Origin of the sequence: Burkholderia sp. BCC0398 (genome assembly GCF_902833245.1) — a bacterium.
In the GTDB taxonomy this organism is placed as follows: Bacteria; Pseudomonadota; Gammaproteobacteria; order Burkholderiales; family Burkholderiaceae; genus Burkholderia; species Burkholderia sola.
The window spans coordinates 1-26,136 of the sequence record NZ_CADFEM010000001.1; the positions used below are offsets into that span (position 1 = coordinate 1).

Annotated in this window: 23 protein-coding genes; 17 read left to right on the top strand and 6 right to left on the bottom strand. The window is 69.9% G+C overall.

Annotated elements, in window-relative coordinates; genetic code table 11:
• The first annotated feature begins 188 nt into the window (after positions 1-188).
• Genes HWX76_RS00005 through HWX76_RS00025 form a run of 5 tightly spaced genes read left to right on the top strand, consistent with a single transcriptional unit; the run spans position 189 to position 5,433 of the window.
• Positions 189-884 (top strand): TetR/AcrR family transcriptional regulator, encoded by a 696-nt coding sequence (locus HWX76_RS00005; RefSeq protein ID WP_050010929.1) that lies wholly within the window; start codon positions 189-191, stop codon positions 882-884.
• On the top strand, positions 881-1,846 hold the full coding sequence (locus tag HWX76_RS00010; RefSeq protein WP_050010928.1) for an HlyD family efflux transporter periplasmic adaptor subunit: 966 nt from the start codon (positions 881-883) through the stop codon (positions 1,844-1,846). The genes HWX76_RS00005 and HWX76_RS00010 overlap by 4 nt, the downstream gene beginning before the upstream one ends.
• Positions 1,843-2,793 (top strand): ABC transporter ATP-binding protein, encoded by a 951-nt coding sequence (locus HWX76_RS00015; protein ID WP_124638088.1) that lies wholly within the window; start codon positions 1,843-1,845, stop codon positions 2,791-2,793. Before HWX76_RS00010 ends, HWX76_RS00015 begins: the two co-directional genes overlap by 4 nt.
• The gene (locus HWX76_RS00020; RefSeq protein ID WP_050010926.1) at positions 2,790-3,944 is read left to right on the top strand and encodes an ABC transporter permease; all 1,155 of its coding nucleotides are present in this window, start codon (positions 2,790-2,792) and stop codon (positions 3,942-3,944) included. Before HWX76_RS00015 ends, HWX76_RS00020 begins: the two co-directional genes overlap by 4 nt.
• Positions 3,945-3,954: 10 nt before the next feature.
• A complete protein-coding gene (locus HWX76_RS00025) occupies positions 3,955-5,433 on the top strand; it encodes an efflux transporter outer membrane subunit (protein WP_050010925.1) in 1,479 nt (492 codons plus the stop codon).
• Between the two features lie 67 nt (positions 5,434-5,500).
• On the opposite strand, the gene HWX76_RS00030 is transcribed toward HWX76_RS00025, so the two are convergent.
• Positions 5,501-6,715 carry a porin gene (locus HWX76_RS00030; RefSeq protein WP_050010924.1) on the bottom strand — a complete coding sequence of 405 codons (1,215 nt, stop codon included), beginning with the start codon at positions 6,713-6,715 and terminating at the stop codon, positions 5,501-5,503.
• Positions 6,716-7,180: 465 nt separating this feature from the next.
• The gene (locus tag HWX76_RS00035) at positions 7,181-8,245 is read right to left on the bottom strand and encodes a phytoene/squalene synthase family protein (protein ID WP_124630290.1); all 1,065 of its coding nucleotides are present in this window, start codon (positions 8,243-8,245) and stop codon (positions 7,181-7,183) included.
• Between the two features lie 369 nt (positions 8,246-8,614).
• Between HWX76_RS00035 and HWX76_RS00040 the strand changes: the two genes are divergently transcribed.
• Positions 8,615-9,760, top strand: a complete 1,146-nt coding sequence (locus HWX76_RS00040; RefSeq protein WP_050010922.1) for a glycerophosphodiester phosphodiesterase — start codon at positions 8,615-8,617, stop codon at positions 9,758-9,760.
• Positions 9,761-9,830: 70 nt separating this feature from the next.
• On the opposite strand, the gene HWX76_RS00045 is transcribed toward HWX76_RS00040, so the two are convergent.
• Both HWX76_RS00045 and HWX76_RS00050 read right to left on the bottom strand, forming a co-directional pair.
• Entirely contained in the window at positions 9,831-11,462 is a 1,632-nt protein-coding gene (locus HWX76_RS00045) for a rhodanese-related sulfurtransferase (RefSeq protein ID WP_050010921.1), read from the bottom strand.
• 105 nt (positions 11,463-11,567) lie between these two features.
• Positions 11,568-12,134, bottom strand: a complete 567-nt coding sequence (locus tag HWX76_RS00050; protein ID WP_006482085.1) for a cysteine dioxygenase — start codon at positions 12,132-12,134, stop codon at positions 11,568-11,570.
• A gap of 17 nt (positions 12,135-12,151) precedes the next feature.
• Here HWX76_RS00050 and HWX76_RS00055 point away from each other — a divergent pair, with 17 nt between their 5' ends.
• Positions 12,152-13,126 carry a LysR family transcriptional regulator gene (locus HWX76_RS00055; protein ID WP_176015325.1) on the top strand — a complete coding sequence of 325 codons (975 nt, stop codon included), beginning with the start codon at positions 12,152-12,154 and terminating at the stop codon, positions 13,124-13,126.
• 79 nt (positions 13,127-13,205) lie between these two features.
• Here the strand turns inward: HWX76_RS00055 and HWX76_RS00060 are convergent, their stop codons facing one another.
• A complete protein-coding gene (locus HWX76_RS00060; RefSeq protein WP_050010918.1) occupies positions 13,206-14,564 on the bottom strand; it encodes an acyl-CoA dehydrogenase family protein in 1,359 nt (452 codons plus the stop codon).
• 242 nt (positions 14,565-14,806) lie between these two features.
• Here HWX76_RS00060 and HWX76_RS00065 point away from each other — a divergent pair, with 242 nt between their 5' ends.
• The 10 genes from HWX76_RS00065 to HWX76_RS00110 all read left to right on the top strand — a co-directional run bounded on the left by HWX76_RS00065 (position 14,807) and on the right by HWX76_RS00110 (position 24,633).
• Positions 14,807-15,892: an LLM class flavin-dependent oxidoreductase gene (locus HWX76_RS00065; RefSeq protein WP_050010917.1), complete on the top strand. Its 1,086-nt coding sequence runs from the start codon at positions 14,807-14,809 to the stop codon at positions 15,890-15,892.
• A 23-nt stretch (positions 15,893-15,915) separates the two neighbouring features.
• The gene (locus HWX76_RS00070; protein WP_124554185.1) at positions 15,916-16,755 is read left to right on the top strand and encodes a class II aldolase/adducin family protein; all 840 of its coding nucleotides are present in this window, start codon (positions 15,916-15,918) and stop codon (positions 16,753-16,755) included.
• Positions 16,756-16,788: 33 nt separating this feature from the next.
• Positions 16,789-17,823, top strand: coding sequence for an ABC transporter substrate-binding protein (locus HWX76_RS00075; RefSeq protein WP_124554184.1), 1,035 nt, complete (start codon positions 16,789-16,791; stop codon positions 17,821-17,823).
• A 4-nt stretch (positions 17,824-17,827) separates the two neighbouring features.
• Entirely contained in the window at positions 17,828-18,934 is a 1,107-nt protein-coding gene (locus HWX76_RS00080; protein ID WP_124630343.1) for an ABC transporter permease subunit, read from the top strand.
• Complete coding sequence (locus HWX76_RS00085) at positions 18,928-19,749, top strand: ABC transporter ATP-binding protein (RefSeq protein WP_176015326.1); 822 nt, start codon at positions 18,928-18,930, stop codon at positions 19,747-19,749. The genes HWX76_RS00080 and HWX76_RS00085 overlap by 7 nt, the downstream gene beginning before the upstream one ends.
• Positions 19,750-19,799: 50 nt before the next feature.
• A complete protein-coding gene (locus tag HWX76_RS00090; protein WP_089489309.1) occupies positions 19,800-20,984 on the top strand; it encodes a cytochrome c in 1,185 nt (394 codons plus the stop codon).
• A gap of 33 nt (positions 20,985-21,017) precedes the next feature.
• Positions 21,018-21,971: an ABC transporter substrate-binding protein gene (locus tag HWX76_RS00095; protein WP_050010912.1), complete on the top strand. Its 954-nt coding sequence runs from the start codon at positions 21,018-21,020 to the stop codon at positions 21,969-21,971.
• 94 nt (positions 21,972-22,065) lie between these two features.
• Positions 22,066-22,932 carry an MOSC N-terminal beta barrel domain-containing protein gene (locus HWX76_RS00100; protein WP_050010911.1) on the top strand — a complete coding sequence of 289 codons (867 nt, stop codon included), beginning with the start codon at positions 22,066-22,068 and terminating at the stop codon, positions 22,930-22,932.
• A 117-nt stretch (positions 22,933-23,049) separates the two neighbouring features.
• Positions 23,050-23,616: a TetR/AcrR family transcriptional regulator gene (locus tag HWX76_RS00105; protein ID WP_050010910.1), complete on the top strand. Its 567-nt coding sequence runs from the start codon at positions 23,050-23,052 to the stop codon at positions 23,614-23,616.
• Between the two features lie 48 nt (positions 23,617-23,664).
• Complete coding sequence (locus tag HWX76_RS00110) at positions 23,665-24,633, top strand: quinone oxidoreductase (RefSeq protein WP_050010909.1); 969 nt, start codon at positions 23,665-23,667, stop codon at positions 24,631-24,633.
• 77 nt (positions 24,634-24,710) lie between these two features.
• Here HWX76_RS00110 and HWX76_RS00115 read toward each other — a convergent pair whose 3' ends face one another.
• On the bottom strand, positions 24,711-26,114 hold the full coding sequence (locus tag HWX76_RS00115; RefSeq protein WP_050011087.1) for a sensor histidine kinase: 1,404 nt from the start codon (positions 26,112-26,114) through the stop codon (positions 24,711-24,713).
• Positions 26,115-26,136 lie beyond the last annotated feature (22 nt).

Consider the following 26,136-nt stretch of genomic DNA (forward strand, 5'->3'; position numbering starts at 1 on the left):
CGACGTCCTGTTCGCCATGCTGCGCGACGGCACCATTTACCAACCCAAGTCAGCCCCTAACGCTTGACGAAACACATAGGGGCACCCCCCGCTCGTCCACGCCGCTGCTTGCCGTTCCCCTGATCGCGATCAACGCACGCGCGGATCCTTCCTTGAAATTAACTAACCCATCAATTAGCGTCATCTGCATGAACGCGAAATCCGCCGTCGCCCGGCCGCGCGGGCGCCGCCCGTCGGTGGACGATTTCGACCTGCGCGACCACATGCTCGACGTCGCGACGCAACTGTTCGCCGAACGCGGCATCGCCGCGACGACCGTCGCGCAGATCGCCGCCGCTGCCGGCGTCACGTCCGCGATGGTCCACTACTATTTCACGAATCGCGAGCAGCTGCTCGACGCGATCGTCGACGAGCGGATCGCGCACGCCATCGCGTTCGTGTGGCGGCCGACCGACCCGCCCGCCGACGACCCGTTCGCGCTCGCCGCCGAACTCGTCGACCGCTTCTTCGACGTGACGGGCCGGATGCCGTGGCTGCCGTCGATCTGGCTGCGCGAGATCGTCCACGAAGGCGGATTGCTGCGCGAACGGATGATCCGCCGCATTCCGCTCGAGCACGTCGGACACCTCGCCGAACGCATTCGCGCCGCCCAGCGGGCCGGCACGCTGAATCCCGCGCTCGAACCCGCGTTCCTGTTCCATTCGATCGTCGCGCTCGTGATGCTGCCGCTCGCGACCGCGAAGCTGTGGCAAAGCGCGCGCGGCCTGCCGCCGATCGACCGCGACGTGCTGCACCGGCATGTCCGCGCGCTGCTGGATTCGGGCATGCGGCCGCCCGCTGCCGCCCCTCGCGCACGCACGCGCGCGCCGCGGAGGCCGTCGTGAACGCGGCGCGCACCTGGCCGCTCGCGCTGGGCGCGGCCGTCGCGCTGCTCGCCGGCTGCGGCCGCCAGACCGATCGCACGCCGACGTATCAAGGCTACGTCGAAGGCGAATTCGTGTACCTGTCGTCGTCGCAATCGGGCACGCTGACGCAGCTGTCGGTCGAGCGCGGCCAGGCAGTCGCCGCCGGCGCGCCCGCGTTCTCGCTCGAGGCCGTCAACGAAACGGCCGCGCTGCAGCAGGCGCGGCATCAGTTCGACGCGGCGCGTGCGCAGCTCGCCGATCTGCAGACCGGCAAGCGCCCGCCCGAAGTGAACGTGACGAAGGCCCAGCTCGCGCAGGCGGCCGCCCAGGCCGCGCGCGCCGCCGCGCAGCTCGCCCGCGACGAACGCCAGTACGCGGCAGGCGGCATCTCGAAGCAGCAGCTCGACGATGCGCGCACGGCCGCGCAGACCACCGCCGCGCAGATGCGCGAGCTGCGAAGCCAGGTCGACGTCGCGCGCCTGCCGGGCCGCGCGCAACAGGTTGCCGCGCAGGCCGCGCAGGTCGACGCCGCGCAGGCGGCCGTGGCCGAGGCGCAATGGAAGCTCGACCAGAAGCGCGTCGCCGTGCCGGCGGCCGGGCGCGTGTACGACACGCTGTACCGCGTCGGCGAATGGGTGCAGGCCGGCAATCCGGTCGTGCAGATGCTGCCGCCGCAGAACCTGAAGGTGCGCTTCTTCGTGCCGGAGGCCGCCGTCGGTTCGCTCGCGCCGGGCCGCGCGGTCGCGATCCATTGCGACGGCTGCGCGGCCGACGTGCCCGCACGCATCACCTACGTGTCGAGCGAAGCCGAATACACGCCGCCCGTGATCTACAGCAACGAGAGCCGGAGCAAGCTCGTGTTCATGATCGAGGCACGCCCCGCCGCGGCCGACGCATCGAAGCTGCGCCCGGGCCAGCCCGTCGCCGTGAGGGTGCCGTGAACGCGTCGCCGGCCCCGTATGCGATCGACGTCGAGCGCCTGAACAAGCGTTTCGGCGACAAGCACGTCGTGAAGGACGTATCGCTGCGCGTCGCGCGCGGCGAGATCTTCGGCTTTCTCGGGCCGAACGGCAGCGGCAAGACCACGTCGATCCGGATGATGTGCGGCCTGCTGACACCCGATTCGGGCAGCGGCACCTGCCTCGGCTACGACATCGTGCGCGACAGCACGCAGATCAAGCGCCGCGTCGGCTACATGACGCAGCGCTTCTCGTACTGGGAGGACCTGTCGATCCGCGAGAATCTCGACTTCGTCGCGCGCGTGTACGGGATGGCCGACCGCAAGGCCGCCGTCTCGCGCGCGCTCGACGGGCTCGGCCTCGCGAGCCGCGCGGACCAGCTCACCGGTGCGCTGTCGGGCGGCTGGAAACAGCGCCTCGCGCTTGCCGCGTGCATGCTGCACGAGCCCGAACTGCTGCTGCTCGACGAACCGACCGCGGGCGTCGACCCGGCCGCGCGCCGCGATTTCTGGGAAGAATTGCACCGGCTCGCCGCGCAAGGAATCTCGGTGCTCGTCAGCACGCACTACATGGACGAAGCCGAGCGCTGCCACAAGCTCGCGTATATCGCGTACGGCGAATTGCTCGCGCAAGGCACGTCGGCCGAGATCGTCGCATCGCAGGGATTGTCGACCCGCGCGGTCACCGGCGAGCACCTGGCCGAACTGTCCGCGCGACTGCATGCGATGCCGGGCATCGACCAGACCGTCGTGTTCGGCTCCGCGCTGCACGTGAGCGGCCACGACCGCGTCGCGCTCGACGCGACGCTCGCGCAGGTCGCGCGCGACGATGCGGCGCTGCGCATCGCGCCGATCGAGACGGGGCTCGAGGACGTCTTCATCTACATGATGAGCCGCGCGTCCGGCCCGGCCGGCGGAGCGACGCGATGAGACCGTGGGCGCGCCTGCACGAATCGTTCTCGGCCGCGCGCTGGTGGAGCATCGTGCTGAAGGAATTCCTGCAGTTGCGCCGCGACCGCGTGACGTTCGCGATGATCGTCGGCGTGCCGATCATCCAGCTCGCGCTGTTCGGCTTCGCGATCAACACCGATCCGAAGCACCTGCCGACGGCGGTGATCGCCGCCGATCCGAGCCCGTTCACGCGCAGCTTCATTGCCGCCATGCGCAACTCCGCGTATTTCGACATCGTCGAGACCCTGCCCGACGAAGCGGCCGGCCGGCGCGCGCTCGCGCGCGGCGACGTGCTGTTCGTGCTGAGCGTGCCGGCCGATTTCTCGCGCCGGCTGCTGCGCGGCGAACGGCCGTCGCTGCTCGTCGAGGCCGACGCGACCGACCCCGTCGCGACCGCGTCCGCGCTCGGCGCGCTGTCGGGCCTTGCGCAAGCGGTCGCGGCGAAGGACCTGAGCGGGCCGCTCGCGCACCTGAACGGCCGCCCGGCCGCGTTCGGCGTCGTGCTGCACCGGCTGTACAACCCCGAGGGGATCACGCAATACAACGTCGTGCCGGGCCTGATCGGCGTGATCCTGACGATGACGATGGTGATGATGACGGGGCTCGCGATCACGCGCGAACGCGAGCGCGGCACGATGGAGAACCTGCTTGCGACACCGGTGCGGCCGCTCGAGGTGATGACGGGCAAGATCGTGCCGTACGTGTTCATCGGCCTGATCCAGGTGTCGATCATCCTCGCGGCCGCACGCTTCGTGTTCGCGGTGCCGTTCATCGGCAGCCTGCCCGCGATCTACCTCGCCGCGCTGCTGTTCATCGCCGCGAACCTGACGGTCGGCATCACGCTGTCGTCGCTCGCGCAGAACCAGTTGCAGGCGATGCAGCTCGCGGTGTTCTACTTCCTGCCGAACATCCTGCTGTCGGGCTTCATGTTCCCGTTCGCGGGAATGCCGGCGTGGGCGCGGGCGATCGGCAACCTGCTGCCGCTCACCTACTTCAACCGGCTCGTGCGCGGCATCCTGCTGAAAGGCGACGGCTGGGCCGACCTGTGGCCATCGGTGTGGCCGGTCGCGCTGTTCACGGTCGTCGTGATGGGCGTCGCGCTGCGTTTCTACCGGCGCACGCTGGACTAGGCGGCGCGCGATGAAACCGGCTTCGCGTCGCGCGCGCGCCCCCCGCCCGGCCATCGCCGTTTCGCTGGCGGTCGCCTCGTTCGTCGCCGGCTGCGCGGTCGGGCCGGATTTCCGCACGCCGGACGCGCCGGCGACGCAACGCTACACACGCGGCGCACCGCCGGCGACGACGGCCGACGCCGTGCAAACATTCGCGCCGGCCGCGCATGCGCCGGTGCGCTGGTGGACACGATTCGGCTCCGAACCGCTGAACCGGCTCGTCGATACCGCGTGGCGCAACAGCCCGACGCTCGCCGAAGCGCGCGCGCGGCTCGACGAGGCGCGACAGAACCATGTGGCGCAAGCCGGCGCGACGATGCTGCCGCGCGTCGACGCGAACCTGTCCGCGACGCGCGAGAAGGTCGACATCGCCGCGTTCGGCCTGCCGGCCAATGTGCCGAACCCGGGGCCGTTCACGTTGTACGACGCATCGGTGAGCGTGTCGTACACGCTCGACGTGTTCGGCGGCAACCGGCGCGCGCTCGAAGCGCTGCGCGCACGGATCGACTACCAGTCGTACACGCTCGACGCGGCGCGCCTGATGCTCGCGGGCAACGTCGTCGCCACCGCGATCCTGCGCGCGTCGCTCGTGCAGCAGATCGCGCTCACGCGGCAGCTCGCCGACGCGCAGGCGCGGCAGTTGCGCATCGTCGAGGCGCGCGCGGCGGCGGGCGGCGTGTCGCAGGCCGACGTCCACGCGCAGCGCACGCTGCTCGCGCAGACGCAGGCGTCGCTGCCGCCGCTCGCGGCACGACTCGCGCAGGCCGACCATCGCCTCGCGATCCTGCTCGGCGCGCCGCCGGCCGATGCCGACCTCCCCGACCTGACGCTCGATGCGCTCGCGCTGCCGCGTGCGTTGCCGATTACGCTGCCGTCGACGCTCGCACGCGAGCGGCCCGACATCCGTGCGGCGGAGGCGATGCTGCATCAGGCGAGCGCGAACATCGGCGTCGCGACCGCGAACCTGTATCCGCGCTTCTCGATCTCGGCCGGCGTCGGCTCCGAACGCACGAGCGTGGCCGACATCGTGAACGGCCTGAATATCTGGAACATCGGCCTCGGTCTCGCCCAGCCGCTCTTTCGCGGCGGCGAGCTGCGGGCGAAGCGACGCGCGGCGCAGGCCGCCTACGACGCGGCGTTTGCGAGCTATCGGTCGATCGTGTTGCAGGCGCTGCAGCAGGTCGCCGACGCGATGCGCGCCGTCGAGCACGATGCCGCCGAATGGCAGGCGCGGGACACGGCCGCGCGGGAGGCGGAAGCCAGCTGGGCGATTGCCGGCGTGCGCTACGCGGCGGGCGGGATCAACGCGTTCGAGCTGCTCGACGCGCAGCGGCAGGCGCTGCAGACGACGCTCGAGCGCACGCGCGCGCAGGCCGACCGGCTCACCGATACGGCCGCGCTGTTTCAGGCGCTGGCGGGAGACTGGGCGGAGCAAACGGCCGCCCCATGAAAAAACCGGCCCGAAGGCCGGTTTTTCATACCGCATGCCGTGAGCGGCGCTCGCGCGCCGCGCGACATCAGAAGCGGTGGATCAGGCCGACGCCGACGCCGATCTGGTTCTGCTTCGAACCCGCGCCCACGCCGTCGCCGATCGACGTCGTTGCCGCGATGACCGCCGCGCCGTTGAGCGTGTTGCCGCTCGCGTGCTGATACGCCTCAACCGCGTACAGGCCCGTGCGCTTCGACAGGCTGTAGTACTGCGACAGCGTGACCTGATGGTACTTGGCCGAGCTCGAGATGCCGTTCGACTCGGTCGCACGCGTGTACGAGTAGCCTGCGGCGAAGTCCCACTGCGGCGATGCCTTCCAGTGCAGCACGGCGCCTGCCGTGTTGAAGATCGCCGTGTTGCGGAACGACGAGCCGACGCCCGGGATGTACTGGACGTTCGAGTACGACGCCGAAATATCCCACGACGGCGTGAACTGGTAACCGGCCGTCACGGCGACGCGCTGTTGCGACTGTGCCGTCTTGTAGCCGTTGTTGATCGACGACACGGCCTGTTCCGCACCGTTGCCGCTCGTGTCCAGACCGTTCTGGGCGGTCGAGTTCGCGCCCCACACACCGCCGCCGAGCGTCGAGTTGTTGATCTTCTGGTAGCCGACCGCGATGCCTGCCGGGCCGTTCAGGTACTGGATCGCCGCGCTCCACGTCGAGCCGCGGTTCGTCGCGCCTGCGACGCCGCCGAACGAGTACGAACCGCCGACCGTGAAGCCGTAGAACTTCGGCGACATGTAGACGAGCGAGTTGTTCGCGCGGTAGCTGGTATCCAGCGAATCGATATCGCCCGGGTGCGCGCCGTAGTAGCCGGTCAGCCAGGTCGTCGGGCTGTACGGCGACAGCAGCGTGTAGTACGCCGTGTACTGGCGGCCGGCCGTCAGCGTACCGTACGTGGAGTTGGTCAGGCCAACCCATGCCTGGCGCGTGAAGATGCCGCCCGTCCACTGCGACGAGCCGTTAGCCGTGTTGACGCCGGCTTCCAACTGGAAAATCGCCTTCGTGCCGCCGCCGAGATCTTCGCTGCCCTTCAGGCCGAAGCGGCTGCCTGCCCACACGCCGGTGGACATTTGCACCTTCGAGTGACCGCCCGTGGTCGCACCGACTGCCGACGAGTTGTTCTGCCAGGCGATACCGTTGTCGACGATACCGTACAGGGTCACGCTGCTCTGGGCGTGGGCGGCGGTAGCGGCTGCGAGACCCGCTGCCGTCATGGCAAAAGCGACGCGCTTTTTCATTGATTCTCCGTCCTCAAAGAATGTTTCTTTTCTGGTGTGGTTTTATGACCGACACATGTGCGAGTACATGCCGACGCGATTCTGACGGATTACCGATTGTTTCCCAACATGTGCGGTCGGTCATCGTATGATCGACGCAACGCAGCGGTTCACCAAACGGTTACAAGACAGCCCGAAACGCTTGTGCAGCGGGTGTTTCCGGCATTTGCCGGTGAAAACCCTAGCTTTACATTTTTACGGGTGCAACGCGACCGCCTGATGTCGTCAGACGCCTTCGGCGACAAAACGTCTTACCAATGCGCGTTCGAAGCTGACGCCGCGATTCACGCCGCCGCGCAGGATCGCCGACATTCGTGACACCCACATTTCGAGACACGAAATCATGAAAACGTTTTTAGTCCGCGTGCCGGGAACCGGACGGGTACGGTCCGGCGAACGCGGACCGGGAGGCGATGCCGGCGATCTTCAATGCCGTGGCGCAGAAGCGAGCCGCGCGGACACCGCATCGGCGAGCGCGGTCAGGCGCGCGCGAATCGCCGTGTTCGAACCGACCAGCGCGAGCGACGCCGCCATGATCCGGTAGATACGTTTTCTCGGCACCTTGGCCGGCTTCGCCGGATCGAGCCACGCCGCGTGGCCGGCCAGCAGCTCGAGCGTTTCGAGCCCGATCATGATCGGCCACAGGCACGCGAGCCGCAGCCGCACGAAACGGCGCGGGATCGCGAGTGTATACAGGCAGGCGTCGCGATACTGGTCGAGCGCGGCGCGCAGCAGGTCGACCAGCACGCCGCGCGCGCGTGCCGAATCCTCGGGCCGCATCAGGTCGGCCACCGCGAGCCCGTGCGCGCGCAGCACGTCGTCGGGCAGGTAGCAGCGGCCGATGCGCAGATCCTTCGCGCAGTCGCGCAGGATGTTGGTCATCTGCAGCGCCTTGCCGAAACGGATGCCCTTCTCGCGCATGTCCGCCAGATCCCAGTCGCGCGCGGCGCGCGTGTGCATCCCCGTCATGTCGGTCCAGAATTCGCCGACGCAGCCGGCGACGAGATACGTGTAGCGGTCGAGCATGTCGCGCGTCGGCAGCGAGGCGACCTGCCCCGACTGCTCGTCCGGAAACGTGCGCAGGTCGAATTCCATCCCCGCCGTCAGCGTCGCGACGACCTTGCGGATCGACGCGCGATCGGCCTCCGGCTGCGCGCGCAGCAGCGCGAGCATCGGCTCCATCGAGCCGAGCAGCAGGTGTTCGTGCGAATCGGTCTGCATCCGCGTCACGTCGTCGAGCGAACGCGACAGCGCCGCGCCGTCGCCAAGCCGCTCGACGTCGTCGCGCAGGTCGGTCAGCAGCGCGGCGCGCCGGTCGGGCGCGACAAGGGCCGTGTCGGCGATCGTGTCGGCCGCGCGCGCCAGCAAATACGCCAGGCCGACCGGGTCGCGCATGCCGTCGGGCAGCACGCGCAGCGTCAGGTAGAAGGAGCGGGAAACGTTCTTCAGCAGCTCGCCGAGCAGATAGGCGGGATCGGTATGGGTCGTCATGGGTCGGGAAAAATCGGCCGGCGCGGGCCCCGGACGCACACGGGCGCCGGGCGCCCGCGCCGGCCCGCGAGTCGCCGCATCGTCGCGCCAGGCGGGCGTCGGCCCCGGTGCGGCGATGCAAAATTCCCGCAAGTTTAGTGCATCCGGCGCGCGGGTTCGCTGTGACGGCCGGAATGCGGTGCGCGCCCGCCTGCCGTCGCGCGCGCTACCGTGCGCACCGCCGCCCCAAAACGAAACGGAAAGGTCGAAGTAATACATATGTAATGATTCGATGCGACGATCGCGCACCGTTCGACTCCGCAGCCCGGCGCCCTGCCCGGCCGCCGGCGCGAGCGCCCTTTCCCGACTCCGTTTCGAAGGTTCATCGACATGCCCCTCAAGCGCCCGACCTCCCTGCGCTACGTCCCGTTCGCCTGTGCCGCCGCGTTCCTGCTCGCCGCGTGCGGCGGCGACGACGATCTGACGCGCGATCCCACGCAGCCGATTTCCGCGAAGGTCCAGGTGGTCGGCCATCGCGGCGCAAGCGCGCTGCGCCCCGAACACACGCTCGCGTCGTACCGCAAGGCGATCGAGGACGGCGCCGACGTGATCGAGCCCGACCTCGTGTCGACCCGCGACGGCGTACTCGTCGCGCGCCACGAGAACGAGATCTCGGGCACGACGAACGTGTCGACGCTGCCGCAGTTCGCGAGCCGCAAGGCGACCAAGACGATCGACGGCACGCAGTTGACCGGCTGGTTCACCGAGGATTTCACGCTCGCCGAGCTGAAGACGCTGCGGGCGCGCGAGCGCATCCCGCAGGTGCGCCCGGCCAACACCGCGTACAACGACCAGTTCGAGATTCCGACGTTCGACGAGATCGTCGCGCTCGCGAAACAGATGTCCGCGCAGACCGGCCGCACGATCCACCTGTATCCGGAAACCAAGCATCCGACCTACTTCCAGTCGATCGGCCTGCCGCTCGAGGATCGACTCGTCGACGCGCTGCTGAAGGATGCGTACACGTCGCGCACGGCGACCGTCTACATCCAGTCGTTCGAGGTCGCGAACCTGAAGACGATCCGCAACCGGATCAAGTCGAGCCAGCCGAACTGGAAGCTCGTGCAGCTGATGGACGAAGCGGGCCAGCGCCCGTACGACTTCGTGAAGGCGAACGACACGCGCACCTACGGCGACCTGTCGACGCGCGACGGGATGCGCGAGATCGCGACCTATGCGAACGGCGTCGGGCCGTACAAGACGTCGATCATCGCGGTCGCCGCGGACGGCACGCTGCAGCAGCCGACGCCGTACGTGCGCCATGCACACGAGGCCGGCCTCGTCGTGCATCCGTACACGTTCCGCCCGGAGAACAACTTCCTGCCCGCATCGCTGAAGGATGGCGGCACGCCGGCCACGCGCAATACGGCCGGCTCGGTGCGCGAGATCCAGGCATACCTGCGCGCGGGCATCGACGGCTTCTTCACCGACGATCCGGCCGTCGGTCGCACGGCCGTCGATACGTTCAAGCGCTGATACCCGGCGCCGACCCGCATCGCGACCGGGCGCCGCGCACGACGTGCCGCGCCCGGTTGCCCCGCGTCGGTCAGATCACGTTGAAGTGGTGCGTGCCGTCCCGCTTCAACTGGTCGACCAGTCCGTACTCCCAGTCGAGATATGCCTGCATCGCGGCGGCCGCATTGTCGGTGCCTTCGTACGGGCGCCGGTAGCGGTCGACGCGCGGCGACGCGAGATGCGTCTCGCCGCTCTCCAGCGGCAGCCCGGCGTCGATCCACGCGGCCGTGCCGCCGGTCAGCACCCGGATCTCGGCCGAGGCCGGCAGCAGCGCGCGCGCGTCGTCCGCCGCGAACCGCGCGAGCAGGCTCGATCCGCACGTGAACACGTAGCGCTTCGCGGGCGGAATCGCCGCCAGCGCGTCGCGCAACTGCGCACGCACGGCAAACCATGCGCCCGGGATATGACGCTTCACGTAGTTCGCGCTGGCCGTCACGTCGACGATCGCGAGCTCGCCCGGCGCGGCTTCCTTCAGCCAGCCGGCGAGCGTCGCGGGCGACACGTCGGCTGCGGGCGGCGTCGCCGGCACGTCGCGCGGCGGCTGGCCGCGCTCGGCGAATGCCGCGGCACCGGCCGGTTCGACGACGCGCACGTCCCAGCCCATCTGCGCGAGCCACGATGCGGTCATGTCCGCGCGCACGCCGTCGTCGTCGGCCAGCACGATCCGCGCGCCGCGCACGGCCGCGTGATGGTCGGTCTCCTGCACGAGTTGGCCGCCCGGCGTGCTCAGGAAGCCCGGCAGGTGGCCGGCTTCGTATTCCTCGGGCGTACGCACGTCGAAGCGGTACAGCGTGCGGCCCGGCTCGTCGAGCGCCGCGACGTCGGCCAGCGCGATGCGCGGCACGCCCGCGCGCTCGGCCACCGCGCGGGCGGCCCGACGCGCGTCGGCGCGCTGCGTCGCGTCGATCTCGTCCGGAAAGCGGCGCGCCGCGCCGCGCTCGAGCGTCTGGCCGGCCAGCGTCCAGCCGATCGTGCCGTTGCGCAGCGCGGCGACCGGGTTCGGCAGCCCCGCGTTGACGAGCGATTGCGTGCCGATGATGCTGCGCGTGCGGCCCGCGCAGTTGACGATCACCTGCGTCCGCGGATCCGGCGCGAGCGCGCGCACGCGCAGCACGAGCTCCGCGCCCGGTACGCTGGTCGACGTCGGGATGTTCATCGTCTGGTACTCGTCGAAGCGGCGCGCGTCGACGATCACGACATCGGCTTTCGCATCGATCAGCGCCTGCACCTTCTGCGCGGACAGCGACGGCGTATGGCGCTCGGCCTCGACCCATTCGCCGAACGACTTGCTCGGCACGTTCACGTCGATGAACAGCTCGCCGCCCGCCGCGACCCAGCCCGCGAGGCCGCCGTCGAGCAGCCGCACGTCGGTGTAGCCGAGGCGCGCGAGCGTCGCGGCCGCGCGCGGCGCGAGATCCTCGCCACCCGCTTCGCCGAACACGACGACCGGCGTGTCGCGGCGCGGAATCCGCGTCCACGCGTCGAGTTCGAGCTTCGACAACGGAAAGTTGGCGGCCCACAGCGGATGGCCCTGTGCGTACGGATCTTCCTCGCGTACGTCGATCAGCGCGATCTCGTCGCGGGCCAGCAGGCGTGCGCGTACGTTCTCGTACGACGCGGCGGGAAAGCGGGAAGTAGAAGTGGAATCGGCGGATTGCGTCACGATGTCTCGGTGTTGAATGTGTTGAAGTCGATGAAGAAAGCGGAACGGAGCAAGCGTGGCCCTGCCCGCGCGCACCCGCAACGGGCCGCGCGAGCGGGCCGAGCGTCAGGCATTCGAATAGCCGGACACGAACGGCTTCACGGTACCGTCGTCCAGGTACACCGCGCGTTCGACCTTGCCGATGTTCGCGCCGTACACGTGGATGCTGATCGATACCTGGTCGGCGAACGCGTTGGTCACGCGGTGCACGTCGCCGATGCGCGGCGACACGGCCTCGACCTCGCCCGGCTGCAGCCGCACGGCGTCGCCCGCGGGCACCGGCTTGCCGGCCGCGTCGAACCGGTACGGCTGCGAGAACTCGCCGCCGCGCAGCATCCCGATCAACCCCCACACCGTGTGGTCGTGGATCGGCGTGGCCTGGCCTGGCCCCCACACGAAGCTGACGACCGAGAAGCGCTCGTCCGGGTCGAGATGCAGCAGGTACTGCCGGTAACGCTCGGGATCGGGCTGCGCGAAGGCGTCGGGCAACCAGTCGTCGTGTTCGACGAGCGCGGCAAGCAGCGCGCCGCCCTCGTCGAGAATGCGCGCCTCGTTCGCGCCGGACGCGAGCAGCGCATCCAGCCCCTCGACGAACGGACGCAGCGGCGTCTGCTGCAACGAAAGCGTACTCATCGGCCGGCTCCTCGAATATGATGCGGAATATGATGGATCGTCATGATGCACCCAAAAGACCATGCAGAACAAACATGAAAATTAGCGATATCGACGCTTTTGCAGCGGTCGTCCGCTGCCAGACCCTGAGCCAGGCCGCGGCCGAGCTCGGGATGACGCAGCCCGCGATCACGCGGCGCGTCCAGAATCTCGAGGAAGCGCTCGGCGTGACGCTGCTCGACCGCAACACGAAGCCGCCGCGCCCGACCGACATCGGCCGGCAGGTGTTCGAGCAGTGTCGCGCGATCCTGCGCGAGGTTGACGCGCTGCGCGAACTGACGGCCGGCGAGCAACCCCCGGCCGGCGAATTCCGGATCGGGCTCACGCAAGGGCTCGGCGAGCTGATGCTGCCGGCGCTCATCGCGGAACTCGCCGCGCAGTGGCCCGCGCTCGCGACCCAGGTCACGACCGCATGGGGCGGCCTGCTCGTCGAACGCGTCGCCCGCCGCGAACTCGATGCGGCGCTGGTCTTCCTCGCCCGCGAAATGGTGCTGCCGGCGCAGGTCGAGGGTGAACGGTTGCTGGCCACGCGGCTCGTCGCGGTCGGCCGCAAGGGCGACTGGCCGCGACGCAGCTACCGGCTTGCCGATTGCCACGCGCGCGGCTGGGTGCTCAATCCGGACGGCTGCGGCTTTCGTGCGGGCCTGCGGCGCGCGCTCGACGCGCAGGGCCTGCCGATGCCGGTCACGCTCGATGCGTACGGCCGCGACCTGCAACTGCAGAGCGTCGCGAACGGCTTCGGCCTCGGGCTGATGCCGCTGCCGCTCGTCGAAGGCAGCCCGCTGCGCGATGCGCTCGACATCGTGCCGCTCGCCGATTTCAAGCCGCAGATCGACCTGTGGCTGCTGCGCCGGCACGATGCGGCGCGCCTCGACGCGCCGCTGGCGGCCGTCGCCGCGCATGCGCGCACGGCATTCGCGCTGCCCGAGCGATCGCACGACAAGGCCGCCTAACGTGGTGGCGGTGGCTGCGGCCACCGCACAGCGCCTGCCTCCCGCCTCGCCATTTCCGGGCAAGGCAACCCGGCCCGGCTCACGCATCGCGTCGACCGGTTTCGATCCCGTTGCGTGACGTTGCGTCCGCCGCCGCGTTCGTCCGCCCGCGCGTCGTCGCATCGAGCACCGCCCGCCCCGCCGCCACCGCGATCGCGTCGTCCTGCGGCGTATGCACGCGGCTGCACAGCACGTCGCGATAATGGCGTTCGAGCGGATTCGCGCGGCTCAACCCGTGATTGCCGGACAGCTTCAACGCCTGCTCGACCGTCCGGATCGCGTGCTCGGTCACGGTGCGCTTGACGAGGCCGCTGGTCGTCAGCGACGGCGCGTTGCCTGCGTCGGTGCGCGCGATGTGTTCGTCGAGCAACACGCGATTCGTATGCAGCCAGCCCTCGATTTCACCGACCGCTTCCTGCACGCGCGGCAGCGTCGCGAGCGGCGCGCCGAGCCCGCTCGGCGCACGCGTCGTCGCGAACTCGACCAGCCAGTCGCGTGACGCGCGCGCCACCGCGTCGTACAGGCTGCCGAGCAGCGCGACCATCCACGCCTGCTGATCGGCCTGCGCGTCGGCATCCGCGTGCGCGGCAGCCGACACGGCCCATGCGTCCGGCGCGCGCACGTCGACTGCGTGATCGGCCGGCAGCGGCACGTCGTCGAACACGACCTCGTGGCTGCCCGACGCGCGCAGGCCGACGTGATTCCAGCTTTCGATCACGCGGATGCGGTCGCCGTCGGTCTCCGGGTCGCGCGGCACGAGAAACACGCCGACGCGCGGCGTCGGCTCGTCGGTACGCGCCCACACGGCCAGCCAGCGCAGCGCCGGGATGCCGGTGCTGTAGAGCTTGTGGCCCGACAGCCGCCAGCCGTCGCCATCGCGGCGTGCGATAGTGTCCGGCAGCCCGCCGCGCGACGGCGAACCGAGCGCGGGCTCGACGCGCAGCGCGTTGATCAGCGCGCCGTGCGCGACCGCGCTGTCGAACACCGCGCGTCGCACCTGCGCCGGCCAGCGGTTGTCGGCGCGGCCGAGCGCGCGATGCTGCAGATACGTCATCGTCAACACCAGCGCGGTCGCCGGGTCGGCCCGCGCGACGGCAGCGACGATCCGGCTCGCCCGCGCCAGCGTCGCACCGGCGCCGCCATGCTCGCGCGGCACGACCTGCGCGATCAGCCCGGCACGATGCAGCCGTGCGAAGTTCTCGTGCGGAAAGCGGCCGTCGACGTCGTTGCGGGCCGCATCGGCGGCGAGCTCGGGGGCGAGGCGCTCGAGCAGCACGGCGACGCGCGCGTCGCTCGCCTCGTCGGCGTCTGCAGCGGCGACGAAGTCAGCGGCGTCAGCAGGCAGAAGGCGCAGCGAAGGTTGCGGTGGCGGCGAGGAAGCGGCAAGGCTGGCGGACATCGAAACGGATTCCCTGGGGTAGGTCGAACACGGCGGCGAAAGCGCGGCGGCAAATACAGCGTCAACGCGCGCCCGATCATTCATGAGCCCATAGCGTATGCGCAACGCATACGGCCCCAAACCATGCAAATCTGATATTCAAATCGGGATTGATTATTTCCATTCCGCATGATCCCGGCGTTAACCTGCGCTCCATTCCTGCCCGGCCGTGCGCCGGGACGTCCCTGTACCGGAGACCCCAGATGAGCGTCGAATTCATCGGCATGATCCAGAGCCAGAAGCAGTCGGAAATCCACCCGGCGTCCGGCCCCGTGGTCGATCCCGACTATGTGCGCGACTTTGCCCGCGCCCACGAAACGGCCGGCTTCGACCGGATTCTCGTGCCGCATCACTCGACCGGCCCGTCGGCGACGCTGACGATCGCGTTCGCGGCGGCCGCGACCGAGCGCATCCATTTCATGCTCGCGCATCGGCCGGGCTTCACCGCGCCGACGCTCGCCGCGCGGCAGATCGCGACGCTCGACCAGTTCAGCCGCGGCCGGCTCGCCGTGCACTTCATCTCCGGCGGCTCGGACAGCGAGCAGCAGCGCGACGGCGATTTCCTCGATCACGACGCACGCTATGCGCGCACCGACGAATACCTCGGCATCCTGCGGCGCATCTGGACCGAAGCGCAGCCGTTCGATCACGACGGTGCGCATTACCGGTTCAAGCAGGGTTTCTCGGAAGTGAAGCCGGTCCAGCAGCCGCATGTGCCGATCTACTTCGGCGGCGCGTCGGAAGCCGCGCTCGCGGTGGCCGGCAAGCACGCGGACGTCTACGCGCTGTGGGGCGAATCGCTCGACCAGGTGCGCGACCTGACGACGCGCGTCCGCGCCGAAGCCGCGAAACACGGCCGCCAGGTGCGCTTCTCCGTGTCGTTCCGCCCGATCCTCGCGGCGACCGAGGACGAAGCGTGGGCGCGTGCGCACCGCATCCTCGACGAAACGCGCCGGCTGCGCGAAGCGGCCGGACTCGGCGCCGGCGGCCCGCAGCAGAGCGAAGGCGCGCGCCGCCTGCTCGCCGCGGCCGAGCGCGGCTCGCGCGTCGACAAGCGGCTGTGGACCGAGATCGCGAAGCTCACCGGCGCGCGCTCGAATTCGACGGCGCTCGTCGGCACGCCCGAACAGGTCGCCGACGCACTGCTCGACTACTACGACCTCGGCGTGACGACGTTCCTGATCCGCGGCTTCGATCCGCTGGAAGACGCGATCGACTACGGCCGCGAACTGATTCCGCGCGTGCGCAGCGCCGTCGCCGCACGCGACGCGGCGCGCCGCGCTGCCTGAGACCAACGGAGCCCTACGCGACCATGTCCGCCGTCCTGTCCTCGCCCAACCGTACCGCATCGGGCCTCGTGCTCGCCGATACGCCGCGCCAGCACTTCTGGTTCGATCCGCCCGCGCCGCGCGTCGACGTCGCCGCCGAGCGCCGCCACCGGCAGGAGCGGCTCGCGGCCGCGTTCCGCCTGTTCGCGCGCTTCGGCTTCGCGGCGGGCCTCGCCGGTCACATCACCGCACGCGATCCGGAGCTGCCCGACCATTTCTGGGTGAACCCGCTCGGCGTGCATTTCTCGCAGATCAAGGTGTCCGACCTGCTGCTCGTCAACGCGCGCGGCGAAACCGCGATCGGCACGCGGCCGCTGAACAAGGCCGCGTTCGCGATCCACGCGGCGATCCACGAAGCCCATCCGCACGTCGTCGCCGCCGCGCACACGCATTCGACCTACGGCAAGGCCTGGTCGACGCTCGGCCGCCCGCTCGATCCGCTCACGCAGGACGCGTGCGTGTTCTACGAGGATCACGCGCTGTTCGACGACTTCACGGGGATGGTCGTCGACACCAGCGAAGGCGCGCGGATCGCCGATGCGCTCGCGAAGCCGGACGGCACCACGCACAAGGGCGTGATCCTGAAGAACCACGGGATCCTGACGGCCGGCCCGACGGTCGAGGCCGCCGCGTGGTGGTACATCGCGCTCGACAACGTCGCGCACACGCAGTTGCTGGCCGAAGCGGCCGGCACGCCGCAACCGATCGATCATGCGACCGCGCGCCATACGCACGGCCAGATCGGCGGCCCCGACGGCGCGCTGCATGCGTTCGACAGCCTGTTCGCGCGCGTCGTCGCCGACGAACCCGACCTGCTCGACTGAGCCGCCTTTCCGCCACACCGGAGACCAGACAACATGACCCACACCACCGCGCCCACGCCTGCCGACGCGCACGACGACCAACGCCGCCGCCTGCTGCGCGCGGCCGGCGCCGCCGCGCTCGCCGTGCCGGCGATCACGCTCGGCCGCAAGGCCTGGTCCGCGCCGCCGCTGAAGAAACTCACGTTCGCGTGGAACCAGAACGCGTTCTGCCTGACGCCGATCGTCGTCGCGCAGGAGCGCGGCTTCTTCGAGAAAAACGGGCTGAAGGTCGAACTGATCAACTACAGCGGCTCGACCGATCAACTGCTCGAATCGATCGCGACCGGCAAGGCCGATGCGGCGGTCGGGATGATCCACCGCTGGCTGAAGCCGCTCGAAGCCGGCTTCGACGTGAAGATCATCGGCAGCTCGCACGGCGGCTGCGTGCGGCTGCTCGGCGCGAAGGCCGCAGGCGTCACGACGCTGCAGGCGCTGAAGGGCAAGACGGTCGGCGTCAGCGATCTGGCCGCGCCCGGCAAGCACTTCTTCTCGATCCTGCTCGCGAAGAACGGCATCGATCCCGAGCGCGACATCACGTGGCGGCAGTATCCGGCCGACCTGCTCGGCGTCGCGGTCGACAAGGGCGAAATCCACGCGATCGCCGACGGCGACCCGAATCTCTACCTGCTCGAAAAGCGCAGCAACGGCGCGTATACCGAACTCGCGACCAACCTGTCCGGCGAATACGCGCGCAAGGTGTGCTGCGTGATCGGCGCGCGCGGCGACCTCGTGCGCAACGACCGGCCGTCGGCCGCCGCGCTCGCGCGCTCGATCGTGCAGGCCACCGAATACACGCACGACAACCCGAACGAAGCCGCAAAGGTATTCGCGAAGTATTCGCCGAAGATCAGCCCCGAGGATCTGCGCAAGCTGTACGCGACGCTCACCTACACGCATCACCCGACCAGCGTCGACCTGCAGCAGGAAATCGCGTTCTATGCGGACGATTTCCGGCGCATCAGCGTGCTGAAGAAGAGCACGGACCCGCAGCGCTTCGCGCAGCAGGTCTATGCGAACGTACTGGGGTAACGCGATGTCGACGATCGAACACGCTTCCGCCGCACGCGCCGCACGCGCCGCATCGGCCCCGGCCGGCGCCGCTGCCAACGCTACAGTTTCCGCGCGCGCAGCCTGCACGACTTGCGAAGCCACGCTGGCCGCAGAAGCCCGGCGCGCGCGCACCTGGCCGACCGGGATCGCCGCCGCGCTCGCGTGGGCCGCGCTCGGCGCGCTCACGCAGCTGTGGCCGAACCGGATCGTCGGCTTCAGCGACTGGGCGTACACCGATACGTTCGGCACGGCCGCGTGGACGATCGCCGCGCTGCTGCTCGTCGCCGCGACGCTCGGCCATCTCGTCGCGGCGACCCGCACGCGGCTCGCACGGGTGCGACCGGCCGGCCCGTGGCTCGTCGCGCTGCCGCTCGTGCTCGCCGCGTGGGAAATCGTCACCGCCAAAACCGGCTGGCTGCCGACGCCGTTCTTCGCGCCGCCGCAGGCGCTGATCGAGGTCTACGTCGACGACTGGCCGCGCCTCGCCGGCAGCGCCGGCAACACGCTGAAGCTGCTCGCGCTCGGGTTCGCGTACGGCGTCACGGTGGGCTTCGCGGTCGGCGTGTCGATCGGCTGGTCGCGCCGGATCGGCTACTGGGTGCATCCGGTGCTGCGCGTGCTCGGCCCCGTGCCGGCCACCGCGCTGCTGCCGCTCACGTTCTACTTCTTCCCGTCGAGCTATTCAGCCGCGGCGTTCCTGATCGCGCTCGCCACCGGGTTCCCGGTCGCCGTGCTGACGTGGTCGGGCGTCGCGAGCGTGAACAAGCAGTACTACGACGTCGCGCGCACGCTCGGCGCGAACGCGCGCTTCCTCGTGCTGCGCGTCGCGATTCCGGCCGCGCTGCCGCACGTGTTCGTCGGCATCTTCATGGGGCTGAGCGCGTCGTTCACGGTGCTGGTCGTCGCCGAGATGATGGGCGTCAAGTCGGGGCTCGGCTGGTATCTGAGCTGGGCGCAGGGCTGGGCGTCGTACGTGAACATGTATGCGGCGCTGCTCGTGATGGCGCTGCTGTTTTCCGGGTTGATCGCGCTGCTGTTCGCGGTGCGCGACCGTGTGCTCGCGTGGCAGAAAGGAACCGTCAAATGGTAAGCGCCGCCGTACTCGAATCGTCCGCTGCCACGGTCGCGGCGCCCGCCGTCACGTCGCCGCGCGGCGCACGCATCGACATCCGCCGCGTGAGCCATGCGTTCGACGGCCCCGGCGGCGCGCTGCCGGTGCTCGACGACGTGTCGCTGTCGGTCGCGGCCGGCGAATTCGTCGCGCTGCTCGGCCCGAGCGGTTGCGGGAAATCGACGCTGCTGCGGCTCGTCGCGGGGCTCGACGCCGCGCGGCAAGGAACGATCGCGCAGGACGGCACGCCGATCGAGCGCCCCGATCCGTCGCGCATCGTCGTGTTCCAGGACCCGACGCTGTACCCGTGGCGGCGCGTGCGCGCGAACGTCGCGCTCGGCCTCGAAGCGCGCGGCGTCGCGCGCACCGCGCAGCATCGCGTCGACGATGCGCTCGCGCGCGTCGGGCTGCAGGAGTTCGCGAACGTGTTTCCGCATCAGTTGTCCGGCGGGATGGCGCAGCGCGTCGCACTCGCCCGCGCGCTCGTCAACGATCCGCGCTTGCTGATCCTCGACGAACCGCTCGGCAAGCTCGATTCGCTGACGCGGCTCACGATGCAGGCCGAGTTGACCGCGCTGTGGCAACGCGACGGTTTCTCGGCGCTGCTCGTCACGCACGACGTGGAAGAGGCGCTGTTCCTCGCGCAGCACGTGATCGTGTTCGGGCCGCGCCCGGCACGGATCGTCGCCGAACTGCGCGTCGACCTGCCCTACCCGCGCCATCGCGGCGACCCGCGCCTCGCCGCATTGCGCCACGACGCGCTGCGGCATCTCGGGCTCGATGCGAGCTGGTAGATGCCGGATGCCGTTCGACGTTTGACTGCGGTACGCCGGAGACGCGCGCGATGAACGCGCCGCCATTCGCCGACTGGGCCATCGCGTTCCTGCAACTGCTGTATCGCGCGCAGATCGCGTTGGCGCGTGTGCTGCACGCGCTCGGCCTGACCGGCGACGCCGACGGCCAGGCCGCGTGGCCGTGGGCACGCCGCATCGCGCTCGAAACGCTGCACATCGACGCGGGACTCACGCGGCAACTCGCGTTCGCCTGTGGCGTGACGGCGCTGGCCGTCGTGCTCGCCTGCCTCGCACTGGCTTCGCGCAAGTGGCGTGTCGCGTCGGCCATCGCCGCGCTCGCCGTCGCGTGGTTCGCGCCGTGGCCGCCCGCTTCGCTGTGGCTCGCGCCTGCCGTGCCGACGAGCTTCCAGCGCGATCCCGCGCCGTTTTCCGTATCGAACGTGATGCGCGGCGCGCACCTGTATACGCAACATTGCGCGGCCTGCCACGGCGCGGACGGACGCGGCGAAGGGCCGCTCGCGGCCACGCTCGCGCACTGGCCGCCGACCTTCGCCGGCACGCTGCTCGCGCGTCGCCTCGACGGCGAACTGTTCTGGCGCGTGCGCCACGGCACGCAGGACGAGCACGGCGCAGCGACGATGCCCGGCTTCGCGGCGACGCTCGGCCCGCAGGACACGTGGGCCGTGCTCGACTACCTGAAAGCGTTGTCCGCCGGTAGCGGCGCGCAGGCGGAAGGCGCGTGGCCGGTGCCGGTCCCGCTGCCGGCACTCGACGTGCGCTGCGGCGACGCCGCGCCTCAGGCGCTCCAGCGCTGGCGCGAAGGTCAGCGCGTGCGCGTCGTCGCGCTCGCGCCGGGTGCGACGCCACCGCCGGAAGACGCGCGCTGGCAGACCTTGCTCGTCACCGAACGCGGCGCGCCCGTGCCAACGTCAGCCGGCGCGCGCGCGAACTGCGTCGCGACGACGGCCGATGCGTGGCGCGCATTCGCGACGATTGCCGGCGTTGCGCCCGACGCGCTCGGCGGCACGCAACTGCTGGCGGATCGGCGCGGCTGGCTGCGGGCGCGCGCGTTGCCGGGCAGCGCCGGCTGGTCGGATGCCGACCTGCTGTGCCGCTCGGACGCGGCGGTCCGGCCGGCCGCCGCGCGCGTGACAAGCGGCGACGCACTGACCGCGCTGCTGCTGCGCGTCGATCAGGAACCCGTGCGCGACGTACAGGCCGGGCTCCCGCATTGAACCCACGAATCCTTCCTTCGACAGAACTTCACGATGAATCCGACCCGACGCCACTTCCTCGCGCAGGCGAGCGCCCTTGCCACGATCGTCGCCGCGCCGGCCGCCCTGCGCGCGCAATCCGGCGCCCGCCCGCTGCTGCGCGCCGGCGACCAGAAAGGCGGGCTGCGCGCGCTGCTCGAAGCGGCCGGCGAACTGAACGGCCTCGCATACGACATCGCATGGACCGAATTCCCGGCCGCCGCGCCGCTCGCGGAAGCGCTGAACGCGGCCGCCGTCGACTGCGGGCCGATCGGCGACGCGCCGGTGATCTTCGCGCTCGCGTCGGGCGCCCGCATCAAGGTGATCGGCGCGAACCGTTCCGATCCATACGGCACGGCCGTGCTCGTGCAACCCGACGCGGCGCTGAAAGGCGCGGCCGACCTGAAAGGCAAGCGCATCGGCACCACGCGCGGCTCGATCGGCCATTTCGTCACGCTGAAGGCGCTCGACGCGGCCGGCCTGCCGCCCGATGCCGTGTCGTTCCGCTTCCTGCCGCCGGCCGACACGATGCTGGCGCTCGCCACCGGCTCGATCGACGCGTGGGCGACCTGGGAGCCCTATACCGCGCTCGCCGAAACGAGCGGCCGCGCACGCGTGCTGGTCAACGGCCGCGGGCTGTGGTCGGGCCTCAGCTATCTTGCGGCGACCGACGCGGCGATCGCATCGAAGCGCGACGTGCTGCACGATTTCCTGCGGCGCGTCGTGCGCGCGCAGGCCTGGTCGTACCGGCACGTCGACGCGTATTCGGCCGCGCTCGCGCGCATCATCGGCATTCCGCCCGCCGCCGCGAAGCTGCAGTTCGAGCGCCGCGGCACGCGCTGGCAGCCGATCGACGCGACGGTGATCGCCGAGCAGCAGCGCACGGCCGACTTCTACCTGAAGGCCGGGCTGTTGCGCCAGCCGCTCGACGTGCGCACGACCTTCGACACGGGCTTCCCGCTCGCGTGACGGGCCGCGTGGCGGCGCGCGACCGCCCGAACGGCGCGGGCATGATCTGGCACAATCGCGTTTCGATCATCCCGCCTTCAGCCAGCGCCACGTCATGCCAGCCATCGCCGAACTCTTCGTCTACCCGATCAAATCCTGCGCCGGCATCGCGCTGCCGCGTGCGCAACTGCTCGAAACGGGCCTCGCGTACGACCGCCACTGGCTGATCACCGATCCGCACGGGCAGATGCTGACGCAGCGTACGCACCCGCGCCTCGCGCTGATCCGCCCGACGCTCGACAGCGACGCGCTCGTGCTGAACGCGCCGGGCATGCCGGCAATCCGCACGCCGCTGGATGGCGACGCGACGCCCGCCACGCCGAAGATGGCCGCGACCGTGTGGCGCGACACCGTCGACGCGATCGACACGGGCGCCGACACGGCCGCGTGGCTCACCGAATTCCTCGGCACGCCGACGAAGCTCGCGCGCTTCGGCCCCGACGCGCGCCGCGGCTGCAACCGCCAATGGACCGGCGACATCGATACGCATACGCAATTCTCGGACGCCTATCCGCTGCTCGTGATCGGTCAGTCGTCGCTCGACGACCTGAATGCGCGGCTCGCCGCGAAAGGCGCGCCGGCGATCCCGATGAACCGCTTCCGTCCGAACATCGTCGTGTCGGATCTCGACGCGTACGAAGAGGATTTCGTCGAGCACCTCGACACCGACGGCGACACGCCGGTGCGGCTGCGGCTCGTGAAGCTGTGCACGCGCTGCCCGGTGCCGACGATCGACCAGGCCACCGGCACGCCCGATCCCGCATGGCCGCACGAGCCGACCGACACGATGCAGACCTATCGCGCGAACCCGAATTACGACGGCGCGCTGACGTTCGGCATCAATGCGATCGTCGTCGAAGGCGCGGGCGCGTGGCTCGAAGTCGGGCAGCCGGTCGAAGCGGAGATCGGGTTCGGCGACTGAGCGACGATCCGCCACGACGACTGCCGCACAGGCGTGCACATGCGCCGGCAGATCAAGGCTCGGCTCTCCACCCACAATTTTATTGAACGATTGTTCCTGAATTGATATAGTTCGCTCATGGCAAGACCAAGGGAATTCGACACGGATGCAGCGCTTGACGGCGCGATCGCCGTTTTCAGCGAGCATGGCTTCGAGGGCAGCTCGGCCCAGATGCTCGTCAGCGCGATGGGCATCGGGCGGCAGAGCCTCTATGCGGCCTTCGGCGACAAATGGCAGCTTTACCTGTCGGCCGTGCGCCGCTACGGGATGGGCGAATGCGCTGCGCACTTCGACGCGCTGCGCAGCGGCGCACGCGCGATCGACGGGATCGACGCATTGCTCCGTCGCGTGGTCGAAGCGGCCGCCCAACCTTGTCTTGGTACGATTTCGGTCTACGAATTCGGCGTGTCCCGCCCCGAGCTCGCGGAGATCCATGCGGTGCTGGCCCATAGCCTGATCGCCGCGATCGCGGCCCGAGTCCGCGATGCGCAGCGCGAAGGCGACGTGGCCGCCGGCCTCGTTCCCGAAGCGACCGCCCGGTTCCTGATCGCGAACATCACCGGCATCCGCGCGGCCGGTCGCGGCGGCGCCGACCACGCAAGCCTGAGCGCGTTGGCCGACATGACGCTGCGGGCGCTACGGTAGATTTTTTTTGGCAAATTAATGAATGATCATTCAATAACAAGGTAAATCATGAAAGCCATTGTGATGAACGGCACCGGCGGCCGCGACATGCTGGAGCAGGTCGAGCGGCCCGCCCCGGTCGCACGTACGGGCGAGGCGCTGGTCGAGATCGCCTTCGCAGGCGTCAACTTCATGGACATCGGCGTGCGACAGGGCATGGCGTGGACGGGATGGCCGAACCCGAAGATTCTTGGCGTCGAAGGCGCGGGCCGGGTGCTGGCGGTCGGCGACGGCGTCGACGGCATCGCACCCGGCCAGCGCGTCGCGTGGGCCTACGCGCCCGGCAGCTATGCTGAGCAGATTGCGATCCCCGCCACGTCGCTGGTGGCGGTTCCGGATACGATCGACGATCGCACGGCCGCCGCCGTGATGATGCAGGGTCTCACCGCCAGCCATTTCGCGACCGATTTCTATCCCGTACAGCCGGGCGACGTCGCTTTCGTCCACGCGGCGTCCGGCGGGCTGGGCCTGCTGTTGACGCAGATCATCAAGCTGCGCGGCGGCCGGGTAATCGGGCGCGTCTCGTCCGAAGACAAGGTCGCCGCGGCCAGGGAAGCGGGCGCGGATCATCTGATCGTCGATACCAGCGGGCGGTTCGCCGCGAAGGCGCTGCGCCTGACCAACGGCGAAGGCGTGCACGTCGTCTACGACGGCTCCGGGCCGAAGACCTTTCAGGGGTCGCTCGACGTGCTGCGCCGCTCGGGAACCTTCTGCTGGTACGGTCCGGTGCTCGGCGGGCCGGGGCCGATCGACCTCATGAGCCTGCCGAGGAGCATCAAGATCGGCTATACGACCTTCTTCGATCATATCTACACGCCCGAACTGCTCCGCGCGCACTCGGCGCGGCTGTTCGACTGGATCGCGGAAGGCCGGCTCAAGGTCCGGATCGGCGGCGAATACCCGCTGGCGGACGCGGCGCACGCGCATGCCGACATGGAAAGCCGCAAGTCCATCGGCAAGCTGCTGCTGAAGCCGTGAGCGCCGGGGCGTCCGGTCGGCAGGCCGCGCGCCCCGCCACTCGGCTGCAACGGCTGCGACGCGTGTCGAAACCCTCTCTAACGATGGCTCGCCGCCGGCAGCCGCACCGTGACCACCAACCCGCCGCCGTGCGCATCGGCCAGCGTCACGCTGCCCTGATGCACGCGCGCGATCTCGCGCACGATCGACAAGCCGAGCCCCGTGCCTTCGACCGTCTGCGTCTTGCTGCCGCGATGGAAGCGTTCGAACACCGCGTCGCGTTCGTCGGCCGGAATGCCCGGCCCGTTGTCGATCACGTCGAGCCGCGCGTCCGCCCCGTCGCGCGACACGCGCACCGTGATCACCGCATGGTCGCCCACATAACGGATCGCGTTGTCGATCAGGTTGCCGATCATCTCGCCGAGCAGGTCGGACTGCCCGAGCACGTCGACGTCGGCCTCGTGCTCGAACCCGAGATCGATGTCGCGCGCGCGTGCGACGGGCGACCAGTCCAGCGTCACGCTGCGCGCGAGCCGATGCAGCGCGACCGGCTTGTGCGCGACCGCATGACCGCTGTCCGAATCGAGCCGCGACAGCGACAGCAGTTGCTGGACGATCTTCGCGGCCTGCCGCACCGCGCCGTTCGCGCGCCGCAGGTGCACGTTCGCGCGCGGCTGCTCGTCGGGCCGCAACGCGAGTTCGACGCCCGCCTGCACGGCCGCGAGCGGCGTCTTCAACTGATGGGCCGCATCGGCGAAGAAGCGGCGCCGCGCCACCTGCATCCGTTGCGTGCGACCGATGTACTGGTTGATCGAATCGACGAGCGGCGCGAGTTCGCTCGGCATCGCGCCCGTGTCGAGCGGCGTCGTATCGTCCTCGCTGCGCGCGGCGACCGTCGCCGACAGCCGGTTCAGCGGCCGCAGCCCGCGCCCGACGCCGAGCCACACGATCCCGAGCGCCAGCACGACGAGCAGCCCTTCCTGCAGCAGCGACCCGATCAGGATCTCGCGCGCGAGCGCCTGACGCGCCTCGATCGTCTCGCCGACCATCACCCACACGATGCGCGACTGCGCGGTCGGCACGTCGTGCACGGGAATACGCAACGCGGCCATCCGCAATTGCTCGCCGCGATACACGACGTCGTAGTAGCGCGTGACGAACAGCGCGCCATCGCCCGCGTCGCGGCCATGCGGCAGCGGTAGATCGGGATAGCCGGTGACCGTGCGGCCGTTGTCCTCGCGGATCAGGTAGTAGATCTTGCCGCCGTCGCTCGATTCGAGCATTTCGAGCGCGAGATACGGCAAGTCGACCTCGATCTCGCCGGCGTTGAGCCGCACGCCTTCGCGGATCGACTTCAGCGACGACGACAGCGTGCGGTCGAACGCGACGTGCGCGGCGCTCATCGCGCGCTGGTACGTGAGCCACGAGTCGAGTGCGAGCAGGCCGAGCAGCGGCAACAGCAGCCACAGCGCGACCTGCGCGCGCAGGTTCGGGCGGGTCATCATGCGGCTCGCCGGGCCGTCC